The following is a 19,431-nucleotide window of genomic DNA, read 5'->3' as shown; positions in this document are numbered from 1 at the left end:
GGTTGGGTCGTGGGACCAGCGTTTCTCCCCCACTGTTCCGCCTCTCCGGGTCTTCAGGCCGCACTGGTCGGGTGACGTGGGATTTGCGTTCAGGTCCTGCGTTTGGGTGGGCTCGGGTTTCGGGCGTTCCCGGTGAGTTACCCATGTTCTTGCGAGATCAGTGGTTGCGTGACGTGCCATGCTTGGTTGGGTCGTGGGACCAGCGTCCGGCCCTTTGTGGTGCCGCTTCGGTTCCGGGCGCAGTCGGCGAGTCACCTGTGTGCGCATGGGATCGGTTGTCACTTCGGCAGGCGGATTTGTCAGCTCTGGGCGGCGAGGTTCGCGAGCAGTGCGTTTCGTTCGGCGGCTGGGCGTTTCGGGCAGCTGGTGCACATTTGGCAACCGGGGACCTCGAATACCAGGCAGCAGGAGATTCGTCGGACGAAGGTGCGGCCGCCGATCTCGATGAAACGCGGTGCCGGAAGTTTGCCGCCGATCGCGGCGGCCAGCCGTGCGCCCGCGTCCGGCGAACCGGCATCCAGCGCGCGGTTGCCGATCGCGTCGGCGGCGATCGCCCACAGCGAGGGGACTCCCGCGCCGGACACCTCGGCGACCGGCGGGATCACGGCGGCGAGGGTGTCGTGCACGGCCGTCACACAGCCGACCGTCGTGCCACCGTCGGCCGGCATGCGCACCCGCTCGATGCCGCCGTCCGGCCGAACTTCACAATCCAGCCGGTCCAGTGCGGCTTCGGGGGCCGGTTCGTCGTGCGCGTACGCTCGCGCGATCTGCTCCACCAGCGCGGAGGCGACCATGCACCACCACAGCGTGCCCGCGATGCGCAGCGACGTGGTCCCCCACGAGTGACCCATCTCCGCGATACGCGCGGCCAGCCATTCCGGTCGGGTGAGCATCCGCCCCGGCACGGTGGTCACCATTGCAGGGGGCTGCGCAGCCATTCCCATTCGACTCCGATCCAACTACCCACGATCCCGAACGTTCCCAATACCCACAGGGTCGCGACGACCAAGGCGGCGGTGCCGGCCGCGGCGAACACCCGCATGGCCGGACCCCGGGCGGAATACCACGCCATGCCCTGCCGGTACTTGTCCCGTAACCACCCCAAGGCCTTACGCGCCCAAGCGAATTCGGTGGCGAGGATGCCGAGCCCGGCGAACACGATGGCCCAGCCGGGACCGGGATACGGGATCGCGAGAACGCCGACCGCGAGCACCGCGACACCGACCACCGCGACACCGATCCGGTAGGCGAGGTACAGCGTAGGTCGTCGCGCGAGTCCGGCCCGGAAGGCACGCCAGCCGGTCGGCTGGTCGGTCGGACTCGTTTCCAGATCTGCGGTCACGTCCCCAGGGTACGAGCAATCCGGCACACCGAATTCCGCTCCCACGTGACCGGATGCGACGATCCCGCCCGGGCGGCGCGCCCCGGCGGGATCACGTGTCCCGTCGATCACACGAGTTCGGCGGTGGGGTGGCGGTCCGCATCATCGATATGCGCGATCCCGTTCACGGTCACCTCGATGACCCGGGCACTGGCGATGTCGAAGAACAGACCCGACACCGTGACGCCGCGCTCGGCGACCGCCTTGCGCACCGCGGGATGACGCTGCAGCGTCTCCAGCTGCATCGCGACATTCACCATGCCGAGCTGGTCGACCGCACCGAATCCGGCCTCCTGCGCCGCGACCGCCACCGGATGACCCGCGCGGAACTGCTCCAGGCTCGACTGGGCATGCGTGAGCCAAGCGTCCACGCCGGGCACCTCGGCCCCGGAATGCAGCGCCCCCATGGCCCCGCATGAGGAGTGCCCGCACACGACGACCGATCGTACGTTCAGCTCCGCCAAGGCGAACAAGAGTGCCGCCTCGACCGAGGCGTCACCCTCGGCGGGCACCAGATTGCCCACGTTGCGGACGGTGAACAGGTCGCCGGGCCCGCTGTTGGTGATGATGTTCGGCACGATTCGCGAATCGGAGCAGGTCAGGAAGAACGAATCCGGGTCCTGCTTGTCGCGCAGCTCGTCCAGGTGCGGCCGGACGACGTGCGCGTGGCTGCGGTGATAGGCCGCGACGCCCGCCGCGACCGGGTTCTCATGCGCTTGGTCGCGGCTCCACGGGCCGAGGATGTCGTTCCAGACCGATCGGCCGAAACTCCGCGCGGGTGGCTTCGCCGTCGCATGGGCCATCCTGGAGCCGCCGATCTCCACGAAGTCGACGCTGCCGCCGTTGTTCACCTGCTGGCGCGCGAACTCCTCGATGGCTTCGAAGGCCGCGTGATCGAGGAAGTCGACCGTCATCTCCACCGTGACGTCGGCTCCCGCGGGGATCTTCGCGAACTGCGTCGAAAGCTTCGGCAGCGCGAGGAAGGTGGCCGAGCCGTCGATGGCGACCAACCAGCGCCGCGTGCCAGGGACTTGTTCGGCGCTGATCGCGACCCGGACCACCCGCCACAGCAGCAGGCCGAAGGCCAGGCCCAGACCGATCAGCACGCCCTCGAGCAGATTCAGGAACACCACGCCGAGGACGGTGACGGCGTACACCAGCAGATCACCGGTGCGCCGGGCCAGCTTGATGTGGGCCAGCTTGACCAGTTGGCTGCCGATCACGATGAGCAGACCGGCCAGCGCGGCCTTCGGGATCTGCTCCACTACGGAGACCAGGGCTACCGAGAACACCAGAATCCAGATGCCGTGCAGCACCGCGGAGGCCCGGCTGTGCGCGCCCGCCTGCACGTTCGTGGCGCTGCGCACGATCACTCCGGTCACCGGCAGGCCGCCCAGCAGGCCGGAGACCACGTTGGCCGAGCCCTGGCCGATCAGCTCGCGGTCGAAGTTGGTGCGCTTGCGCGTGTGCATCTTGTCCACGGCCACCGCGGACAGCAGACTCTCCACGCTCGCGATCAGCGCGATGGTGAGGATGGCGAGCACCAGGGCCGACCAGTCGCCGCTGGGCAGCGCGGGGAGGCCGATCGCGTCGAACAGCGAGCCGTGCAGCACGAGGCGCTCGGCGTCGGTCGGCAACGCCAGAGAGAGCAAGGTGCCCGCGAGGACCGCGACCAGCGGACCCGGAACCAGGCGGACTTTGGCGGGCATGTACTTCCAGCCGACCATGATCGCGATCACGACCGCGCCGATGAACGCGCCGCCGCCGTGTAGCGAGGCCAGCTGCCCGGGCAGCTCGATGATGTTCCGCCAGGCCGAGCTGTGCGACGAACCACCCAGCAGCACGTGGATCTGCTGCAGCGCGATGGTGATGCCGATACCGGCGAGCATCGCGTGCACCACCACCGGCGCCACCGCCAAGGCCGCCCTGGCAACGCGACTGAGCCCGAACAGGATCTGCAGCACACCGGCGGCGCAGACGATGAAACACGTTGTCCGCCAACCGAATTGGTTGATCGTCTCGGCTACCACCACGGTGAGGCCCGCGGCGGGGCCGCTCACCTGGAGGATCGAACCACCGAGTAGTCCGGCGAGGATGCCGCCGACCACGGCGGCGATCAGCCCCGCGGCGACCGGCGCCCCGGAGGCGAGGGCGATGCCGAGCGAAAGCGGCAGCGCGACAAGGAAAACCACGATCGAGGCGGGCAGATCGTGGCGCAGGATGTCTCTGACGCGGTCGGACAGAAGTCCGGGACCGGGGTCGGGGCCCGTCGCTGCGGGCGGTGACAGTGGTGGGGCCAAATCCTGATCGATAGCCATGACTCTCCTTCGCCGACTCGGCTGATTCGCCGAGGTCGGTTGACGATCAACATGTCCAGTTGGGCACAAGACCGCGAACCGGCATCTCGCGGTGAAGCAGTCCCGACACAGCGATGAGTCGAGATGTAAATGCGGACAAGTGTATTGGTAAAGACTTAGCAAAGGCTGAGAAAGTGAGCACATTGTGTGCCGCTCCCCACTGCCCGTTCGTTGTTATGACAGTGATCTACCGCACACCGGCCCCTCCACTCCGCTCCGGAGTCCGATAGTCGCTGCACCCCAGGCGATTCCGTAAAACCATGATCTCGATCACGCGCGCCACGGCGAGAACGAAAACCGACGCGGCACCGCGACGCGCACTCCCGAACTCCGCGAGCACACGTCCGGATGCGCGCGGGGCGCCTCCGGTGGGACCCGACGTTCGCCATGCCCAGGGCGATGCATCACACCGAACCGGGCGACGACCACTGGTTGTCGCGGAAGATGGACCGATCGTCGGCCCGCTGTTGCCGATGGTCGGGCACACCATGAGGCGCTGTGCGCGCGGATAGCGAAACAGGTTGCCTCCCAGCGGAAGCGGTGCGCACCTCGCGCCGACGACCACGATGAGGCTCGCTGACGACGCGCAGACCGGGACCGCGGAGCCTCCCGGCAGTCCGGCGACCACGTGACCGGCAAACCCCATGCAAGCCACCGCGACGCAACGCGAAAGAGGAAGGGCGACAAGGAAAATCGCGAGGCTGCAGATCCGGGACGATCGATCATATCTGCGTACGGCGACGTCCGTGTTACTGGATCGGTGTCGGTGGACATATTCTCTCCTTCGCCGGGTCCGAACCCGGTTCATCGGTCAAACATGTTCTTGGCATCGAAATCGAGCAGCGGGGGCGAAGTCGGGAGGCCCCTCGGTTCAGGAGACGCGACCCGTGACGCAGAGCTCGCACTGATAGTAAAGACTTCGCAAAGCATCCGGAAAGGTTTTCGGTCGATCTGATTGCAACCGCTATCAAACTGTGATCCAAGTCACAGTGGAGCAGAAAGAAGCGCCGACCGCAACTGTCGACTACCGGCCCCAGCGATGGCCCGTTCGCTACCGACCCGGAGACAGTGCTGGATCGAAATCATCGCAGTCGAGCAGCGCGCGCACTGCGTCGGCGAGCCAGTTGACCGGATGCAAGGCAGTCGCGTTCCGCGGCGCGAAGGTGCCGCAGCGGTGTACGACTTACTCCGCGTCCATAGTGGACTCGATCAGCGACAGACGCTGTATTCCTGGTTCACCGATCTTCTCCGCGACTGCGGCCACGACGCTTTCACTCAGCGCCATGGCAGCCCTGTCGGGTGCCGACGTGCGCCGCGCGTTGACCGATTCCCGGCCGGTGGACACCCCGGTCGGTGCGATCACCTACTTCTCCCGGACATGCCACAAAATCGTCGACTACCCGATGGCGATTGTGGAGGTGAGCGGCGGATCCATGCGGTCGGCCGGCACCAAGCGAGTCGACCGAGTTCCCGATATCGGCGACGGAAACTCCTGCGCGGCAGGAGCGGGCCAGTGACCGAGACCCGCCCGGGTGCACTGCGTCTGGACTGCGCGAGCATCCATTTCGATGGTGTCAAAGCTGTCGACGGTGTTTCGCTCACCGTCGCCAGCGGCGAGGTGGTCGGCCTGATCGGCCCGAACGGATCGGGCAAGACCACCACCTTGAACCTGCTCAGCGGCATGCTGAAACCCACGTCCGGCCGTATCTACCTGGACGAGCGCGATCTGACGCGAACAACCATGAGTAGACGCGCCCGGCTCGGCATTGTGCGCACCTATCAGAGCGGCCGCGTCTTCGCCCGGCTCAGCGTCGCTGAGAATATCGAGGCCGCCGCGCTCGGCGGCGGACTGCGCCGCGGTGCGGCCCGCGCCCTCCGCGACGAGATCATCGACGAGATGCGGCTCGACGATGTAGCACACCTGCCGGGTTCCGGCCTGACCGCCGGCCGCATCCGGACCACCGCCATCGCCCGAGCCCTGGCACTGCGGCCCGCATTCCTGCTGCTGGACGAACCGGCGGCGGGACAGAACGAATCCGAGGCCGTCGAACTCGTCGAGACCATCCGGCGGCTCGCGCGCGAGCGACGGATCGGCATCGTCCTGGTCGAGCACGATATGGCCGTGGTGACCGAAACGTGCGACCGCCTGCACGTCCTCGACAGCGGCCGAACCGTGGTGGAGGGCGACCCGCACACCGTGCGAAAGGACCCGAAAGTCATCGAGATCTACTTCGGGAAGAAGGTGCCGGATGTTGCTCGAAGCCAGTGATGTCTATGTGCAGTACAACTCCTCGGTCATGGCGGTGCAGGGCGCTTCGCTCACGGTGCGCCAGGGCGAACTCGTCTCCCTGATCGGCCATAACGGCGCGGGAAAATCCACGCTGGTCAAGGCCGTGATGGGACTGGTTCCCCTACATTCGGGCACCATCACCGTCGACGGGCAGCCGGTCTCGGACAAATCGTTATCCCCCGTCGCGGCCCGGATCTCCTACGTACCGGAGGACCGCGGTGTCTTCGCCAGCCTGACAGTCGGCGAGAACCTCCGGCTCGGCGGGGTGAGCCGCACGGACAAGCGCGGGCTCGCCGACGATATCGAACGCCAACTCGAGCGCTTCCCCATCCTGCGCAAGCACTGGAAACGCGGGGCGAGCCTGCTCTCCGGCGGCGAACAGCAGCAACTGGCCATCGCGCGAGCTCTCCTACTGCGGCCGCGGTTACTGCTGCTCGACGAGCCGACCCTGGGACTCGCGCCGATCGTGGTGGATCTGATCTTCGATGTCATCGCCGGACTCCGCGCGGAGGGCATGACGATTCTGCTGGTCGAGCAGAATGCGATGCGCGCCATCGAGATCTCCGATCGCGTCTATGTCCTGCAGGCCCCGGGCAAAGTGGTCGGTTCGGGTTCCGCCGCGGAACTGGGCGCAAATGCGGCCGTCATCAATTACCTGGGATTTTCCCCTGTCGAGGCAGGAAGCAGAGCATGATCGTCGAGTTCCTGATAGGCGCGGCCGGCCTCGGCGCGCTGTATGCCCTACTGACCATCGGGGTATCGCTGCTGTTCGGGATTCTGGGCCTGATGAACTTCGCCTACGGCGAGATCATCATGGCAGCCGGATTCGCGCTGTACCTGTTCCGCGACCAGCCCTGGCTGCTCGCCGCGGGGATGGCGATCCTGTTCGGATGCGCCGTCTCGGTGCTCAGCGAACGCCTGGCGTTCCACTCGCTGCGCAATGCCGATCCGGTGACGCTCATGATCGCCTCGTTCGCCGTCAGCCTGGCCTTGCAGAGCCTGGCCCGAATGTCGGTGCTGCCGAAGGCCCAGGGAGTTCCGCCGCAGAACTGGCTCACCCGCCAGCTGAGCGTGTTCGGCGTCGAGGTGAGCATCCTGAACCTGGTCATGCTCGTACTGTGCGGAGCCACGCTCACCGGCGTCGCGCTGCTGATCGGCCGGACAACACTGGGGATCCAGTTGCGTGCCGCGGCGGAGAACTTCCAGATGGCCGAGAACCTGGGGGTCAAGGGTAACCGGGCCGTCGCGGCAGCCTTCGGAATCGTCGGTGTGCTGGCCGGTATCGGTGCCGTCGTCCTGGTAGCTCGCCAGGGCGCGGTATCGGCTGAAATGGGCCTGCAACCGATGCTGATCGGCATCATCGGCGCTGTCCTGGGCGGTATGAGCAGCCTGCGTGGCGCGGCCCTGGGTGGTTTCCTGCTCGGCGCCACCACCTCCCTGCTGGAGACGGTGCTACCGAGCGACCTCATCACCTTCCGGGACGCCATCCTGTTCACCCTTTTGATCGGCGTCCTCGTCATCAGGCCGCAGGGCCTGCTCTCCGGATCGAAAGTGCGGGTGTCGTGATGTGGTTCAAGAGAGCCGGCGTGCTGCAGACCCCGATCCTGTTGTCCGGCATTGTCGCGATCGTCGCCCTCATCGGCGCATTCGGCAGCCCGACCGTCAGCAGGGTCGCCACCCTCGCGCTGATCGCGGTGATCTTCGTCTGCGGCCTGTCGACCTTTTCGGGCAACTCCGGGGTCATGTCGTTCGGGCATGTGGCGTTCATGGCGATCGGCGCCTATACCGCGGCGTACCTGACCATCCCGGTCAAACTGAAGGCGGCGCTGTTCCCCGATATGCCCGACGCCCTGTCGTTCCTCGTGCGGATCCACGCGCCACTACCGGTCGCGGTGTTCATCGGTGGGCTCATGGCGATCGTTTTCTCCGTGCTCACCGCACCGGTCGTGGCCCGGTTGAGCGGGCTGCAGTCCGGAATAGCCACGCTGGCACTGCTGCTGATCGTCTACAATGTGCTCGGGAGCTGGACCGCGGTGACCCGAGGCTCGTCGAGCATGGTGGGCATTCCGCAACGTACTACCGCGTGGAACGCGCTGGCCTTCGCCATCGCGGCGGTGGCGATCGCGTGGCTCTACCGGCGCTCTCGCAGTGGTCTGCAGTTGCAGGCCTCCCGCGAGGACTACTGGGCGGCGGTCGCCGCGGGCATCGAAGTCGGTCGCCACCGCGCCTATGCCTGGATGCTCGGGGCCGGACTCTGCGGTGCCGCGGGCGCGCTGTACGCGGGCCTGCTCACCTCGTTCAATATCAATGGGTTTTTCCTGTCGGCGACATTCGCCTTCGTGGTGATGATCGTCGCCGGCGGTTATCTGTCGCTGAGCGGCGCGGTCCTCGGAGCTGTGCTGATCAGTGCCCTGCAGGAAGTACTTCGCCGGTTCCAGGACGGCCAGTTCACCGGTGGTAGCCCGCTGCCCGCCGGTGTCGCGGACCTGGTCCTGGCGCTGATTCTGCTGATTATCCTGATAAAGGCACCGCAGGGTCTGATGGGTGTCCGAGAGCTGCGAATCCCGTCACCGCGGGCCGTAACTCTGCCGCGCCGCCCCTCGAAGCCGTCCCCAGCGCCCGCGACGCCCTAGCGTTTCCCAGCGCAGAAAATGAAATGCCTATTTCACGATTCGGTGATTGCTGCCCCGCATCGATTGCCAATGGAGGATCTGATGCCCGTCACATACCCCCTGCCGTTGCTCGACACCGCCGCACAGCGCGATCACGAGTCCCAGCTCGCGGCCAGCGGTACGACCCTCCTCGTCGGTTCCGTGGTCGACATGGGCGGCGTCGCCCGTGCCAAAGCCATCCCGGTAGCGCGCGCACTCTCGTTCCACCGCACCGGAATCGGCGCCTCCCCGTCGTGGAACGCATTCTGTGTCGACAACGCCATCGCGCTCACCGACAAGATCGGCGTGGTCGGCGATATGCGCCTGCGAGCCGATCTCACCGCGGCCAAACGAGTCGACGAGTCGATCACCTGGGCGCCGTGCGAAATGTTCGACCAGCACGGCAACCCCCTCGAGGGCTGCTCGCGCGGCCGGCTGCGCGAGCTGCAGGCGAGCGCGGAGGCACACGATATCGACGTGCTTGTCGGCATCGAACTGGAATTCGTGCTCACGCCCGAATCCGGCGAGATGGACCCGGCCGCCTGGCAGGGCTACGGGCTGCGCGCGCTGCTCGACAACGAAGACTTCGTCATCGATCTCGAGCGCTCCCTGCGTGCGGCGGGATTGGATGCCGAGCAGATCCACGCCGAATACGGCGTCGGCCAGTTCGAGATCTCGTTCCCACCTGCCGATCCCCTGACCGCGGCCGATAACGGGGTACTGGCCCGCCTCGTCCTGGGCCGGGTGGCGCGCAGGCACGGGCTGCGGGTCTCCTTTTCCCCGTTGCCCGCGCCTGCGGGGGCGGGCAACGGAGCCCACCTGCACATGTCGTTCACCCGCAAGGGGCAACCGCTGCTGTCGGGTGGCCCGCAGGTACACGGACTGCGTCCCGACGGCGCCGCGGCGCTCGGCGGCATCGTGCGCGGGCTGCCCGATCTCATGGCGATTTTCGCGGGATCGGTCCTGTCGAGCTACCGGCTGCAGCCCGGTTTGTGGTCGGGTGCGCACGCCTGCTGGGGACTGGAGAACCGGGAGGCCGCGGTCCGGCTGTGCGCCGCCACACCCGCCAATCCGCACGGAGCCAATATCGAGCTCAAATGCGTCGATACCTCCGCCAACCCCTATCTCGCGGTCGCCGGCATGCTCGGATTGGCGCTCGAGGGCATCCAGACGACAGCGGAGCTGCCCGTGGAGGTGCCCGACGACCCCGCGTTATTGCCCGCCGGAACAGTGGCCACGCTGTCGGACAGCCAGCCCGAGAAGCTGGATCGGTTCGAACACTCCAAACTCGCCCGCGCCATCCTCGGTGATTCGATCGTGGAGGCCACCGTCGCCGTCCGCCGGCACGAGACCGACGCACTGGGCGACCTCGATCTGCACGAGCTCACCGACCGCCTGCGGTTCAGCTGGTCGTTCTGAGGCCCGGACCGGCACAACACCGAACAGACAGAAAGCTCCCGCCATGGCCGACACGGCAGACCTTCCGCTCATCGACCACCACTGTCACGGTCTGATGCTGTCCGATCTGACCGATGACGAATTCCGCTCCCTGGCAACCGAATCCGAATGGCCGGCGCCCGACGGTATCGATGCGCTCGATTCCCCGTTCGGTCTCGCGGTCCGCGCGATCTGCGCGCCGTTGCTCGATATCGAACGCAACGCCCCCATCGATACCTATCTCGACCGGCGTCGCGCACTCGGTGTGGACGAGGTGAACCGGCGGCTCCTCGACGCGGCGGGAACAGCCCGCTACCTCGTCGATACCGGTTTCACCGCGTCCCCGGTCGCGGGGCCCGCGCAGATGCGGGCCATGACCGGCGCACCCGCCGATGAGATCCTGCGCCTGGAGCGGGTGGCCGAGGAGATAGCGCCCGGCACGACCGCGGAGAACTTCGCGGCCCGCTTCGGCGAAGCACTATACGCGCGGTCCCACGGAACAGTCGGACTGAAATCGATCATCGCCTACCGCTACGGATTCGATATCGCCGCGCAGCGCCCGTCGCAGACCGAGGTCCGCGCCGCCGCGGGCAACTGGCTGCGCCGCGGCGAACAGAGCCGAACCTACCGGCTCGACGACCCCGTCCTGCTGCAGCACGTCCTCTGGGAGGGTGTCGGGCTGGGACTGCCCATCCAGTTGCACGTCGGATACGGCGACGGCGATGTGCAGCTGTTCCGGGCCGATCCGTCGCGGCTGACGAAGTTCCTCACCGCCACCCGCACCTCGGGCGCACAGTTCATGCTGCTGCACTGCTATCCCTTCGTCCGCGAAGCGGCGATCCTCACGCAGGTGTTCCCGCACGTGTACTGCGATGTCGGCCTCGTCTCGCACTACCTGGGGCCGAGCAGCGGCGTCGCAATCCGCCAGGCCCTGGAGATGGCGCCCTTCGGCAAGGTTCTCTACTCCTCCGACGCCTACGGCCTCGCCGAGCACTACGCGGTCAGCGCCCTGCAGTGGCGCCGGGAACTCGGCAAGCTGCTCGACGAATGGGTCGCCGATCAGTGGCTGAGCCCGGCCGACGCCGAGCGTTACGCGGGCATGATCGCGGCCGGGAACGCCGCCCGGGTCTATTGCTTGCACACCGACGACTGATCGTCCGCGTTCGGGCTTCATCGACGCAACTCGAAGGATTGGTGCATACGAGTCATGCTGGACAAGTTTCGCGACCACGCAACCGCCGACGCGAGCTTCTCATGGGGACATGTCTTCGCCCGGCTCGCCGCCGAAATGCCTGCCGCGCAGGCACTTCGGACCGAGCTGCATCGCCACCCCGACCTGTCGGGCGCGGAAGCACGGACGCTGGATACCCTGCTGGCACATCTGCCGGAGGCCGCGGATCGCACCCGGCTGCCCGGACACGCCGGACTGATCAGGATCGGGCCACCCGGGCCCGCGGTCGCGATCCGCGCCGAGATGGACGCCCTGCCGATCGTGGAGAACACCGGTGTCGAATGGGCATCGACCAACGGCGCCATGCACGCCTGCGGACACGATGTCCACATGGCGGCGTTCGTCGCGGTCGCCCGGGCGATCGACTCGCTCCCCGAACCGCCGGTGCCGCTGGTCGGCCTGCTGCAACCCAGGGAGGAGACCTCGCCCTCGGGTGCACTGGAATTCGTGAACAGTACGGTTCTGCACGATCACCGGATCGCCGCGATTATCGGCGCCCATGTGCAGCCGGCCCTGAAATCCACCGCCGTCGCGTGCAGCTCCGGCGTCGTCAACGCGGCCTCGGACGAATTCTTCGTGACCATACACGGCTCGCCCGCGCACGGCGCCTACCCGCACAATTCCCGCGACCCGCTGCTGGCCGCCAGCAACTTCGTCGTGACCTGCCAGCAGATCGTGTCCCGCAACTCCGACCCGATAGACTCAGCGGTGGTCAGTATCGGGAGTATCCGTGCCGGAACAGCACCCAACGCCATCCCCGACGAGGCGACTGTCAGCGGGATGGTCCGCACCATGTCGGCCGGCCAGCGCACCATGATCCAGAAGCGGATCCGCGAGGTGGCCGACGGTATCGCGCTCGCGCACGGATGCACCGCCGAGGTCACGATCTACCCGGGCGAACCTCCGCTGCAGAACAATACGGCACTGGCCCGTGCCGCCGCCCGGATCCTGCAGGACACCGGAAACGAGATCACCGAGTTCCGTTCCTACGGCGCAGACGATTTCGCGTTCTACGCGGAGGTCGCGCCCAGCCTGATGATCTTCGTCGGAACTCCGGAATCCCGCGGTCACGGACTGCACGCCAGTGGTTACCTGCCCGACGACGGCGCGCTGTGGCGGGTCGCGTGCAGCATGCTGGCCGGATATCTCGCCGCGGCGCAGTCGCTGACGGATACCGAGACGGTTTGAGACCGAGCATCGCTGTGGCGGGCTGCCGCCGAGTCCATCGGCCGGATGGTCGAGCCCAACCGGGACCGTCACCCTCTCCCGGCCGCCGGATCACCGCCAGCTGCAGTTCCAGCAACAACCGGTCGGCGGCTTGTCTCACATCGATTCCGCAGACCTCCTCCACCCGCCGGATTCGGTAACGCAGCGTGTTGGGACGCACCCACGTGTCATCAATGCATCGCGCGCCCGCTCGGCGCTTGAAACCAGATCCGGCGCAGGCAGCCCTTGACCATGGATTTCGTCCGGCTACGGAACTGAACCATTGCTGTGAACAGCCTGGATGCAGCTTCGAGTACATCGCGCAGTAAAGCCAGCCGCTCGGCTCGCGGGTCCTTCGCTACTTGCGCCTGTGGTGCGAGCTTGAACTGTACGGAAAATCCCCTCAACCACAGGTTATGGCGAGGGGATTCTGTGGTCCCAGCTGGGATCGAACCAGCGACCTTCCGCGTGTGAGTCAGGCGCACCGTTGCAGGTCAGGACACTAGCACACGGCCCCGTGTCCCCCACGTGCCCCGAATCCCTCAGTGCCTCACGATGATCGTGCGCGGCAGCTCGACCGCGTTCCCCCTGGCCGCCAACTTGCTCAGCTCAGCGGCGACCTCCTTGTCCCGCCCGTCGACAGCATGCAGGTACCGCAACGCGGCAGCCGTCGAGGCATGCCCGAGCCGCTTCTTGAGATCAGCGAGCGTGGCCCCGGTCGCCGCGGCCAACGTCTGTCCGGTGTGCCTGAGGTCATGGAACGTCACCGCGACCCCAACACGGTCCCGAGCCCGGACGAATGCCTGGTAGATCGCGTTGCCGCGCATCCGCTGACCATCCTGACCAACGAACAGCCAGGTAGTCCCGGACCACTTCTTTAGGTGCTCGACGAGGAAGGGCCGCAGATGCGGCGGGATGGACACCGGCCGCTTGCCCGCGTCGGTCTTCGGGTCCTTGTCGAACGCTTCGCCGGACTCCAGCAGCTCGACTCGGTTGCGCCGGACCCAGACCTCATCGGCCACCAGGTCCAGGTCCACGACCGCCAGGCCGATGATCTCGCCGCGCCGGAGACCGCACCACGCTGCCAGCAGGACCGCCGCCCGATACCGCGGAGTGATCTTCTCCACCAGTTCGGCTACCTGGGCCGGAGTCGCGACGGTGCGTTCCTTCGCCCTGTCCGAACCAGCGCCCTTGATCGTGCAGGGGTTTGCCGAAATCGCGCCGTCCCGCTTGGCCTGGTTCATGACGGTGCGCAGGAACCGGTAGGACTGCGCGATGGAGGTCTTGCCGCCAGTGCCAGCGAGCGCCTTCGCGTGCCAGCTACGCACCACGGGAGGCGTGATCGCGATCAGCGGCTTGTCCAGGAGCTCTGTCATGTGCAGGCGCATGTTCCGCCTGCACGTCTCTTCCCACCGCGGACCGACGTCCGGATTGTCGCGCAGGTACGCGGAGGCGTAGTCCTCAAACAACTGGCGCCCGATTCGCTCATCGAGCCAGGCACCCCGGCTGATATCGGCCTCGACGTTGACCAACCACCGGTCGGCGTCGGTCTTGGTGCGGAACGTCTGTGGTGCGTTCTGCCGCTTGCCGTTCGGGCCGATGAACGAAGCCTGATACTTGCCGGAAGGCAGCTTGCGGACTTTGCCGAACCGCCGTCGTGCCATCAGGCCACCGCCTTGCCGCCGCTCCAGCGGACCTCGATCGGTTCGACCTTGCCCGCCTGCGCGTACGCCTCCAGGTCTGACACCTTGAACCGCACATGACCGCCGACCTTGTAGAACACCACCCGCCGTTCCGCGACCAACCGACGAATGAACCTGACGCCGGTACCGAGGTACGCCGCGGCGCCCTCCACGTCCACGTATCTGGACTCGATTGCCATCTCAGACCCTCCCCTACGCCGCCGTGTTGTCGGCTGAATACTGTTGTGCTGCAATACTTTCCGTTTCACGTGGAACACGTTCCCCCGGTGGTTCGGCCAGCAGGGCACGGGTGTACTCCGCTTGCTGGGTGATCTTCTGAGCGACCATTTGCATGATCAGGTGCTCTCGTGGCGGCGCATTGGGGTCGCCCGGTTCGGCCGGGGTGATCTGAAGTCGGGAGATGACCTCGCGGGAGATACCGGCCTCAGCGAGGCGTTGCCGAACGAACTCCGCACGATCGGCTTTGTGGTCGGCCAGGTCCTTGCCGGTCCACTTCCGCGACACCAGCACCCGACGCCCGCGCATCCCGAGCGTGTCCCGCCGATGCGCCTTGCCCTTGCACAACCCGGGCACGGTCTTGGCGTTGGCGCCCTTGGGGACGACGCCGTAGCGGAACCACAGCCCGCACGTCGGTGAGCACGGTGTCATGGCCAGTTCGGCGTGCAACCGGTCGTAGTGGTCGGCCGCGCGCTGGGACTGCGGTTCGATCACGTCTCCGATGGACTTGGTGAGGTACTTGGTCAGGTAGCCGATATGCCGACTGGCTTCCTCCGTGCCCCCGAGGATGCCCTTCACATCCACTTGCTGGCCGAATCGCACCACGTGCGCCGGTTCCAGCTCATCCACCGAGTCCATGTGGTCGAGGACCTCGCGCCAGGTCGGGACCGGTTCGTGGGTGTCGGGGTCGACGAAGGCGTTGTGTTCGGTGAAGTCCCAGTAGGGCATCCGGCCGCCGCTGTAGACCTCCTGGTCGAAGTGCGGCCACCACACTTGGTGGTAGGTCGCCGCCGCCAACTGGCGGATCAGTTCCTTCGGGTCGGTACCGCGGATGCCGATGTGGATGTGCGGGGCCCCGCGTTTCTGCGGCTCCACGGTGGCGAAGTACTGCACGTCACGGCCGGACGCGCGCCGGTAGTTCTGCATGAACCGGTCGAACAACGCCGAGAAGTGGATGATGTCCCGGGCGGCCTGCCGGTAGTCGTAGGTGTCCGGGTTCACCGGTGCCCCGTCCGGACCGACACGGCCGTAGGACGGCAGGGTGAGTGTGACGAACAGCGAGGGCCGGTACTTGCCCGCGTACTGGCGTCCGATGGTGGTCTTGGCGACCTTCTTGCGCGGCAGATCAGGCTGTTCCTGCCGCCGCCGGGTCGACCGCTTCCGCGCCTTCTTCGGCTCCGGGTCCAGTGCGGGCAGCTTGCCGCGGATACCCGTCTCCCGGAGTTCCGCATCCAGGTCGGCCACGACTTCCCGGATACCGTCCATGGCGTCGGTGTCACCGTCCTCGCGCGCCAGGTCGTACTCCTGCATCAGCCGCGCCCGCGCGGTCAGCAACTCGGTTTGCTGCTCGGTCGGTGGGTTCTTCTCCGTCACTGGTTCCTCCTGCATGTGCCAGCCCTCATAAGCTTGTTGCTGACGCAGCCGCAACGCCCGCTCCGCGCACGCCGGACACACGCACGCGAGAGTCGATTTGCACGGCGCGCCAATGTATTTCGACCCGTGCGTGTCCAAGTCGGTGGCCAGCATCACCAACGGGCGACGGCACACCTTGTGCTGCTCGGCCAGCCCGTAGGCCAACTCCACGACGTTCAACCGGGCACGCCGATCAGCTGCCGTCTCACGGGCCGCAGCCCCATCACCATCCGTGACAGGGCTGGGCAATTCCGTGACGTTCGCCGCCGTCATGCCACCTCCACCGCGTCGAGGTAGACGACGTTGCCCAGGTCAATCGGCGGCAGCGCACTCGTGTCGGTGGTCAACAGCACCCACTCCACCGGGTCCAGGCGCAACACCAGCTCCGCCAAATCGGTGGCCTGCCACAGAGTCGCGTCGTGCTCCTCGCTGTAGGCCAGGGTCAGCAGCTCACACTCACGCCACCGCGCGCACATCTCCCTGAACGCCCGCGAGCCCACCGGCCCCAGCCCCGCCGTCTCCTCGAACGCGATCGACATTCGGTTCGGCCGCGCCACCAGCCAGCCCAGCAACCAACGCTCCTGAACCGACAACGCCTCCGCACCCAACAGCAGCAACCGTGCGTACTCCTCGCTCATCACGCCACCACCGCAACCGGCTCCGGCCCCACCAGATCGACATCCAGCAACCCGCCCCAGCAGTAGCACCGCGCATGCGCCGTCTCTGGGTCGACATGCCCCCGCACATAACCTGTACCGCCACAGTCGGGGCACACCACCCATTCCGACCGTTCGTGCTGCTCCACACACCGCGCCGACACACAGTCCCGCGACAGGCAGTAGATACAGCAACCCGCGAAATTCAGTCGCGACGGACGCAACGCCACCCCGATTTCTGTCAGCCCATGAACCTGCATCTCGACCTCCCGTTGACCGCTATTGACCGCGTATTCGTATACTAGCACGCGAACTCACTCGCGTACTAGTACGCACTTGCCAAGGGGGCTGAATGCCCAGTTGATAGAATGGGTTCGCCAACTAGTACGCGATCACCAGGAGGTAATTCCATGTCGCCGACAGTGGACCGGTCCGCGCCCGCCTACATCCAGATTGCGGAGCATTTCCGAGCCCTGATCAAGAACGGCGAGCTGACCGAAGGATCAAAGCTGCCGTCCGTCCTCGAGATCGCCCAGGGATGGCAAGTCGCATCAGCAACGGCGGCCAAGGCCGTGTCCCAGCTCCGCGCCGAGGGCTACGTACAGAGCAACAACCAGGGAACCTTCGTCTCGATTGCCCACAAGCAAACGACAGGCCCCGACCGCTTGCAGATGTTCCGAGCAACCGGCAACGGATACCGCTCTGGTGAGACCGCCGAAATCATCAGCTCAAAACTGACCGAACCGAATCCCTCAGTCACCGAGGCGCTTTCGCTTCCCGCCAGTTCATCCGCGATCGCTCGTCGGCGCGTGTACCGCGACAATCGCGGCGTCGTGACCGTTTCCACGTCGTGGCTTCCAGGCGAATTCGCCGATGCCGCCCCGGAACTGCTTTCGACAGACCCGCTACCCAAGATGACATTCGGCCTGGTCGAGGAGCGCACCGGACGCCGAGCCGTACGCCGACGCGATGTGATCGCTCTCCAGCCAGCGCCCGCAGACATCGCCGAGTTGCTCGGTGTCGATACCGGCTCAGCTTGCCTCACAATGACGAACCTCTATTGGGACCAGGACGGCAACCCGACCGAATACGCGGTTGACTTCCTGGGCCGTGACCGCGAACTCAGCGCCGAATACCCGCTCGACTGACCCTCCTGCACCCCCCGAAGCGGCTGTGACTGCCCCGGTTCGTTCTCTTGGACGGCCAGGATGTGACAGCCGCTTTCGTTTGGCCATCGCGCCCTGTCTGCGAGTTGTTGCCGAATTTGGCTATATAGGATCAAGGGCGGCGCTGGCGCGCCGCCTACGCGGCGCACCGCGCCGCGACGCGCAACCGCCCGGCCTCCGCAAGCTGCGGCAGGCGGGCGCGTCGGTGCGTTGCCCCGCGTTTGGCGACGTGGCAGAACGTGCCCTATTCCTGTCTGGCCGCTTTCTCAACGTCCTCGCAGTGCTGGGCACGACCAGAGCCGTACCCGACTAACCTCCCGCAGCCGAGCACGATCCGCCCGGCATCCAGCCCGGTCAACCGGCTGTGGTCCCGTGGAATTCCGGACGAGTTCACGAGCAGGGCCACTTTTCCCGGTATCCAGGAACGATTCTGAGCGTCCTTCGGCCGCTTGGCCCTGCTGTGTGGTGGCCTGCATTGTGTTCACGCGCCCCTCCAGCGTCAAGAGCGCCTACGGCGTCACTCCGTGATGGCTGTCGCCACTCTTGACCCCGGAGCCTCTACGCGCGAAGGGCAGGCCGATATGGGGCAGGCGCAGCCAGCCCGCCCATGGGTGCAACCCACCACACAGCAGGGCCAACCCCCGTGCCCCCAGCATGCCTCAACGCCCGGATTACAGCGGGCAACCGGGGACAGTTTTGGCCACATGCGCCCGGGGGCTGTGAAACGGAAAATTCCCCCGACCAGGCGATATGTCGGGGGAATCGAGTGGTCCCAGCTGGGATCGAACCAGCGACCTTCCGCGTGTGAGGCGGACGCTCTCCCGCTGAGCTATGAGACCAGACCACTTCCGGCGGCGCGGGGATACCCTCCGGACGAGACGAAACATTAGCACGCGCCACCGGCGGTTCACCAAATCGCCACCCGGACAGGAGCGGTTCCTGCGCGCGGACGGACAGCCAGGGCCTTTGCCAGCGCTCCGCGCCGAAAAGACAATCCTGCCGATCGAGTTGCCGGGTTCCGGCGGCTCGGAGAGCGCCCGTTTCCCACACCTCGCGTCTTCGCGACGCACCTGAGAAGGGGGGACCGGACCGACGGCCGGACACCAGGAGCATCCATTCCCCCACCAACCACATGCGCCACGGCCGTCACAGCACGCAACGTTCTGGATTTCCCTCGTTCTACCAGCGGATTTGTACCTTTCACCAGGCGTCCGCTAATGTTCTGTCTCGCACCACGGAGGACGGAAACGAGCCACCGAGATGCAAAATGCGGATGTAGCGCAGCTGGTAGCGCATCACCTTGCCAAGGTGAGGGTCGCGGGTTCGAATCCCGTCATCCGCTCGAGAGGTAGGGCCAGGCACATTTTGATACGCCTTCCCCCTTTGCGCGGTGGAGTGGCCGAGTGGTGAGGCAACGGCCTGCAAAGCCGTGCACACGGGTTCGATTCCCGTCTCCACCTCGCGCGATTAGCTCAGCGGGAGAGCGCTTCCCTGACACGGAAGAGGTCACTGGTTCAATCCCAGTATCGCGCACCACCGTATCACCAGGTCAGCCCCGGTTTTCGCCGGGGTTTTCTTGTTTCGCGCACCCTATGTGCAATACGAATGTGTAGAACCCTTACAGCTCCGTTTTGGTTTTGCCGCCCGGCGGCGGTGCGGGTCCGCTGTCGGTCGGTGGCGCTACGCTGTGCCGCACAGTGCCGGAGCCGAGTCAGGGGGTTGTC

General features: G+C 66.3%; 16 protein-coding genes, 4 tRNA genes and 1 pseudogene. 12 read left to right on the top strand and 9 right to left on the bottom strand.

Annotated elements, in window-relative coordinates; all coding sequences use genetic code 11:
* Window positions 1-299: 299 nt before the first annotated feature.
* From OHA40_RS27290 to OHA40_RS27280, 3 genes are all read right to left on the bottom strand, one after another.
* Complete coding sequence (locus OHA40_RS27290; RefSeq protein WP_330229704.1) at window positions 300-917, bottom strand: (2Fe-2S)-binding protein; 618 nt, start codon at window positions 915-917, stop codon at window positions 300-302.
* Window positions 911-1,342 carry a TIGR02611 family protein gene (locus OHA40_RS27285; RefSeq protein WP_330229703.1) on the bottom strand — a complete coding sequence of 144 codons (432 nt, stop codon included), beginning with the start codon at window positions 1,340-1,342 and terminating at the stop codon, window positions 911-913. Before OHA40_RS27285 ends, OHA40_RS27290 begins: the two co-directional genes overlap by 7 nt.
* A gap of 107 nt (window positions 1,343-1,449) precedes the next feature.
* Window positions 1,450-3,699: a bifunctional SulP family inorganic anion transporter/carbonic anhydrase gene (locus OHA40_RS27280; RefSeq protein ID WP_330229702.1), complete on the bottom strand. Its 2,250-nt coding sequence runs from the start codon at window positions 3,697-3,699 to the stop codon at window positions 1,450-1,452.
* Window positions 3,700-5,021: 1,322 nt separating this feature from the next.
* On the opposite strand from OHA40_RS27280, the gene OHA40_RS27275 reads away from it, so the two are divergent.
* From OHA40_RS27275 to OHA40_RS27240, 8 genes are all read left to right on the top strand, one after another.
* Window positions 5,022-5,255 (top strand): hypothetical protein, encoded by a 234-nt coding sequence (locus OHA40_RS27275; RefSeq protein ID WP_330229701.1) that lies wholly within the window; start codon window positions 5,022-5,024, stop codon window positions 5,253-5,255.
* Window positions 5,252-6,007: an ABC transporter ATP-binding protein gene (locus OHA40_RS27270; RefSeq protein WP_330229700.1), complete on the top strand. Its 756-nt coding sequence runs from the start codon at window positions 5,252-5,254 to the stop codon at window positions 6,005-6,007. The genes OHA40_RS27275 and OHA40_RS27270 overlap by 4 nt, the downstream gene beginning before the upstream one ends.
* The gene (locus OHA40_RS27265) at window positions 5,988-6,722 is read left to right on the top strand and encodes an ABC transporter ATP-binding protein (RefSeq protein ID WP_330229699.1); all 735 of its coding nucleotides are present in this window, start codon (window positions 5,988-5,990) and stop codon (window positions 6,720-6,722) included. Before OHA40_RS27270 ends, OHA40_RS27265 begins: the two co-directional genes overlap by 20 nt.
* Complete coding sequence (locus OHA40_RS27260; protein WP_330229698.1) at window positions 6,719-7,594, top strand: branched-chain amino acid ABC transporter permease; 876 nt, start codon at window positions 6,719-6,721, stop codon at window positions 7,592-7,594. Before OHA40_RS27265 ends, OHA40_RS27260 begins: the two co-directional genes overlap by 4 nt.
* Window positions 7,594-8,661 carry a branched-chain amino acid ABC transporter permease gene (locus OHA40_RS27255; protein ID WP_330229697.1) on the top strand — a complete coding sequence of 356 codons (1,068 nt, stop codon included), beginning with the start codon at window positions 7,594-7,596 and terminating at the stop codon, window positions 8,659-8,661. Before OHA40_RS27260 ends, OHA40_RS27255 begins: the two co-directional genes overlap by 1 nt.
* An 81-nt stretch (window positions 8,662-8,742) precedes the next feature.
* Window positions 8,743-10,098 carry a glutamine synthetase family protein gene (locus tag OHA40_RS27250; RefSeq protein ID WP_330229696.1) on the top strand — a complete coding sequence of 452 codons (1,356 nt, stop codon included), beginning with the start codon at window positions 8,743-8,745 and terminating at the stop codon, window positions 10,096-10,098.
* 43 nt (window positions 10,099-10,141) lie between these two features.
* The gene (locus OHA40_RS27245; protein ID WP_330229695.1) at window positions 10,142-11,269 is read left to right on the top strand and encodes an amidohydrolase family protein; all 1,128 of its coding nucleotides are present in this window, start codon (window positions 10,142-10,144) and stop codon (window positions 11,267-11,269) included.
* A 54-nt stretch (window positions 11,270-11,323) separates the two neighbouring features.
* Window positions 11,324-12,535, top strand: a complete 1,212-nt coding sequence (locus OHA40_RS27240) for a M20 metallopeptidase family protein (protein ID WP_330229694.1) — start codon at window positions 11,324-11,326, stop codon at window positions 12,533-12,535.
* An 82-nt stretch (window positions 12,536-12,617) separates the two neighbouring features.
* On the opposite strand, the pseudogene OHA40_RS27235 reads toward OHA40_RS27240, so the two are convergent.
* The 5 genes and pseudogenes from OHA40_RS27235 to OHA40_RS27215 form a co-directional block, all read right to left on the bottom strand.
* Window positions 12,618-12,734, bottom strand: a pseudogene (locus tag OHA40_RS27235) (helix-turn-helix domain-containing protein); the annotation flags it as partial.
* Between the two features lie 361 nt (window positions 12,735-13,095).
* Window positions 13,096-14,217 (bottom strand): site-specific integrase, encoded by a 1,122-nt coding sequence (locus OHA40_RS27230; RefSeq protein ID WP_330229693.1) that lies wholly within the window; start codon window positions 14,215-14,217, stop codon window positions 13,096-13,098.
* Window positions 14,217-14,435, bottom strand: coding sequence for a helix-turn-helix domain-containing protein (locus tag OHA40_RS27225; RefSeq protein ID WP_330229692.1), 219 nt, complete (start codon window positions 14,433-14,435; stop codon window positions 14,217-14,219). The genes OHA40_RS27230 and OHA40_RS27225 overlap by 1 nt, the downstream gene beginning before the upstream one ends.
* Window positions 14,436-14,448: 13 nt before the next feature.
* Window positions 14,449-16,158 carry a replication initiator gene (locus OHA40_RS27220; RefSeq protein ID WP_330229691.1) on the bottom strand — a complete coding sequence of 570 codons (1,710 nt, stop codon included), beginning with the start codon at window positions 16,156-16,158 and terminating at the stop codon, window positions 14,449-14,451.
* Window positions 16,155-16,523, bottom strand: coding sequence for a hypothetical protein (locus tag OHA40_RS27215; RefSeq protein WP_330229690.1), 369 nt, complete (start codon window positions 16,521-16,523; stop codon window positions 16,155-16,157). Before OHA40_RS27215 ends, OHA40_RS27220 begins: the two co-directional genes overlap by 4 nt.
* A gap of 428 nt (window positions 16,524-16,951) precedes the next feature.
* Between OHA40_RS27215 and OHA40_RS27210 the strand changes: the two genes are divergently transcribed.
* Window positions 16,952-17,689, top strand: a complete 738-nt coding sequence (locus tag OHA40_RS27210; RefSeq protein ID WP_330229689.1) for a GntR family transcriptional regulator — start codon at window positions 16,952-16,954, stop codon at window positions 17,687-17,689.
* Between the two features lie 785 nt (window positions 17,690-18,474).
* Here the strand turns inward: OHA40_RS27210 and OHA40_RS27205 are convergent.
* Window positions 18,475-18,546 (bottom strand) — tRNA-Val (locus tag OHA40_RS27205).
* A 430-nt stretch (window positions 18,547-18,976) separates the two neighbouring features.
* Between OHA40_RS27205 and OHA40_RS27200 the strand changes: the two genes are divergently transcribed.
* The 3 genes from OHA40_RS27200 (at window position 18,977) to OHA40_RS27190 (ending at window position 19,243) form a co-directional block, all read left to right on the top strand.
* A tRNA-Gly gene (locus tag OHA40_RS27200) sits at window positions 18,977-19,049 on the top strand.
* A 47-nt stretch (window positions 19,050-19,096) separates the two neighbouring features.
* Window positions 19,097-19,167 (top strand) — tRNA-Cys (locus tag OHA40_RS27195).
* Between the two features lies 1 nt (window position 19,168).
* A tRNA-Val gene (locus tag OHA40_RS27190) sits at window positions 19,169-19,243 on the top strand.
* Window positions 19,244-19,431: the final 188 nt, after the last annotated feature.

The sequence above is a fragment of the Nocardia sp. NBC_00508 genome (genome assembly GCF_036346875.1).
Taxonomy (GTDB): Bacteria; Actinomycetota; Actinomycetes; order Mycobacteriales; family Mycobacteriaceae; genus Nocardia.
The sequence above is the reverse complement of the archived record's forward strand: the minus strand, read 5'-3'. Positions and strand labels throughout refer to the sequence as shown.

Coding starts and splice junctions, on each gene's coding strand:
- OHA40_RS27265 (WP_330229699.1), top strand. CDS start 5,988: ATGTTGCTCGAAGCCAGTGATGTCTATGTGCAGTACAACTCCTCGGTC.
- OHA40_RS27275 (WP_330229701.1), top strand. CDS start 5,022: ATGGCAGCCCTGTCGGGTGCCGACGTGCGCCGCGCGTTGACCGATTCC.
- OHA40_RS27220 (WP_330229691.1), bottom strand. CDS start 16,158: ATGACGGCGGCGAACGTCACGGAATTGCCCAGCCCTGTCACGGATGGT.
- OHA40_RS27250 (WP_330229696.1), top strand. CDS start 8,743: ATGCCCGTCACATACCCCCTGCCGTTGCTCGACACCGCCGCACAGCGC.
- OHA40_RS27215 (WP_330229690.1), bottom strand. CDS start 16,523: ATGAGCGAGGAGTACGCACGGTTGCTGCTGTTGGGTGCGGAGGCGTTG.
- OHA40_RS27260 (WP_330229698.1), top strand. CDS start 6,719: ATGATCGTCGAGTTCCTGATAGGCGCGGCCGGCCTCGGCGCGCTGTAT.
- OHA40_RS27290 (WP_330229704.1), bottom strand. CDS start 917: ATGGTGACCACCGTGCCGGGGCGGATGCTCACCCGACCGGAATGGCTG.
- OHA40_RS27245 (WP_330229695.1), top strand. CDS start 10,142: ATGGCCGACACGGCAGACCTTCCGCTCATCGACCACCACTGTCACGGT.
- OHA40_RS27225 (WP_330229692.1), bottom strand. CDS start 14,435: ATGGCAATCGAGTCCAGATACGTGGACGTGGAGGGCGCCGCGGCGTAC.
- OHA40_RS27230 (WP_330229693.1), bottom strand. CDS start 14,217: ATGGCACGACGGCGGTTCGGCAAAGTCCGCAAGCTGCCTTCCGGCAAG.
- OHA40_RS27280 (WP_330229702.1), bottom strand. CDS start 3,699: ATGGCTATCGATCAGGATTTGGCCCCACCACTGTCACCGCCCGCAGCG.
- OHA40_RS27240 (WP_330229694.1), top strand. CDS start 11,324: ATGCTGGACAAGTTTCGCGACCACGCAACCGCCGACGCGAGCTTCTCA.
- OHA40_RS27255 (WP_330229697.1), top strand. CDS start 7,594: ATGTGGTTCAAGAGAGCCGGCGTGCTGCAGACCCCGATCCTGTTGTCC.
- OHA40_RS27210 (WP_330229689.1), top strand. CDS start 16,952: ATGTCGCCGACAGTGGACCGGTCCGCGCCCGCCTACATCCAGATTGCG.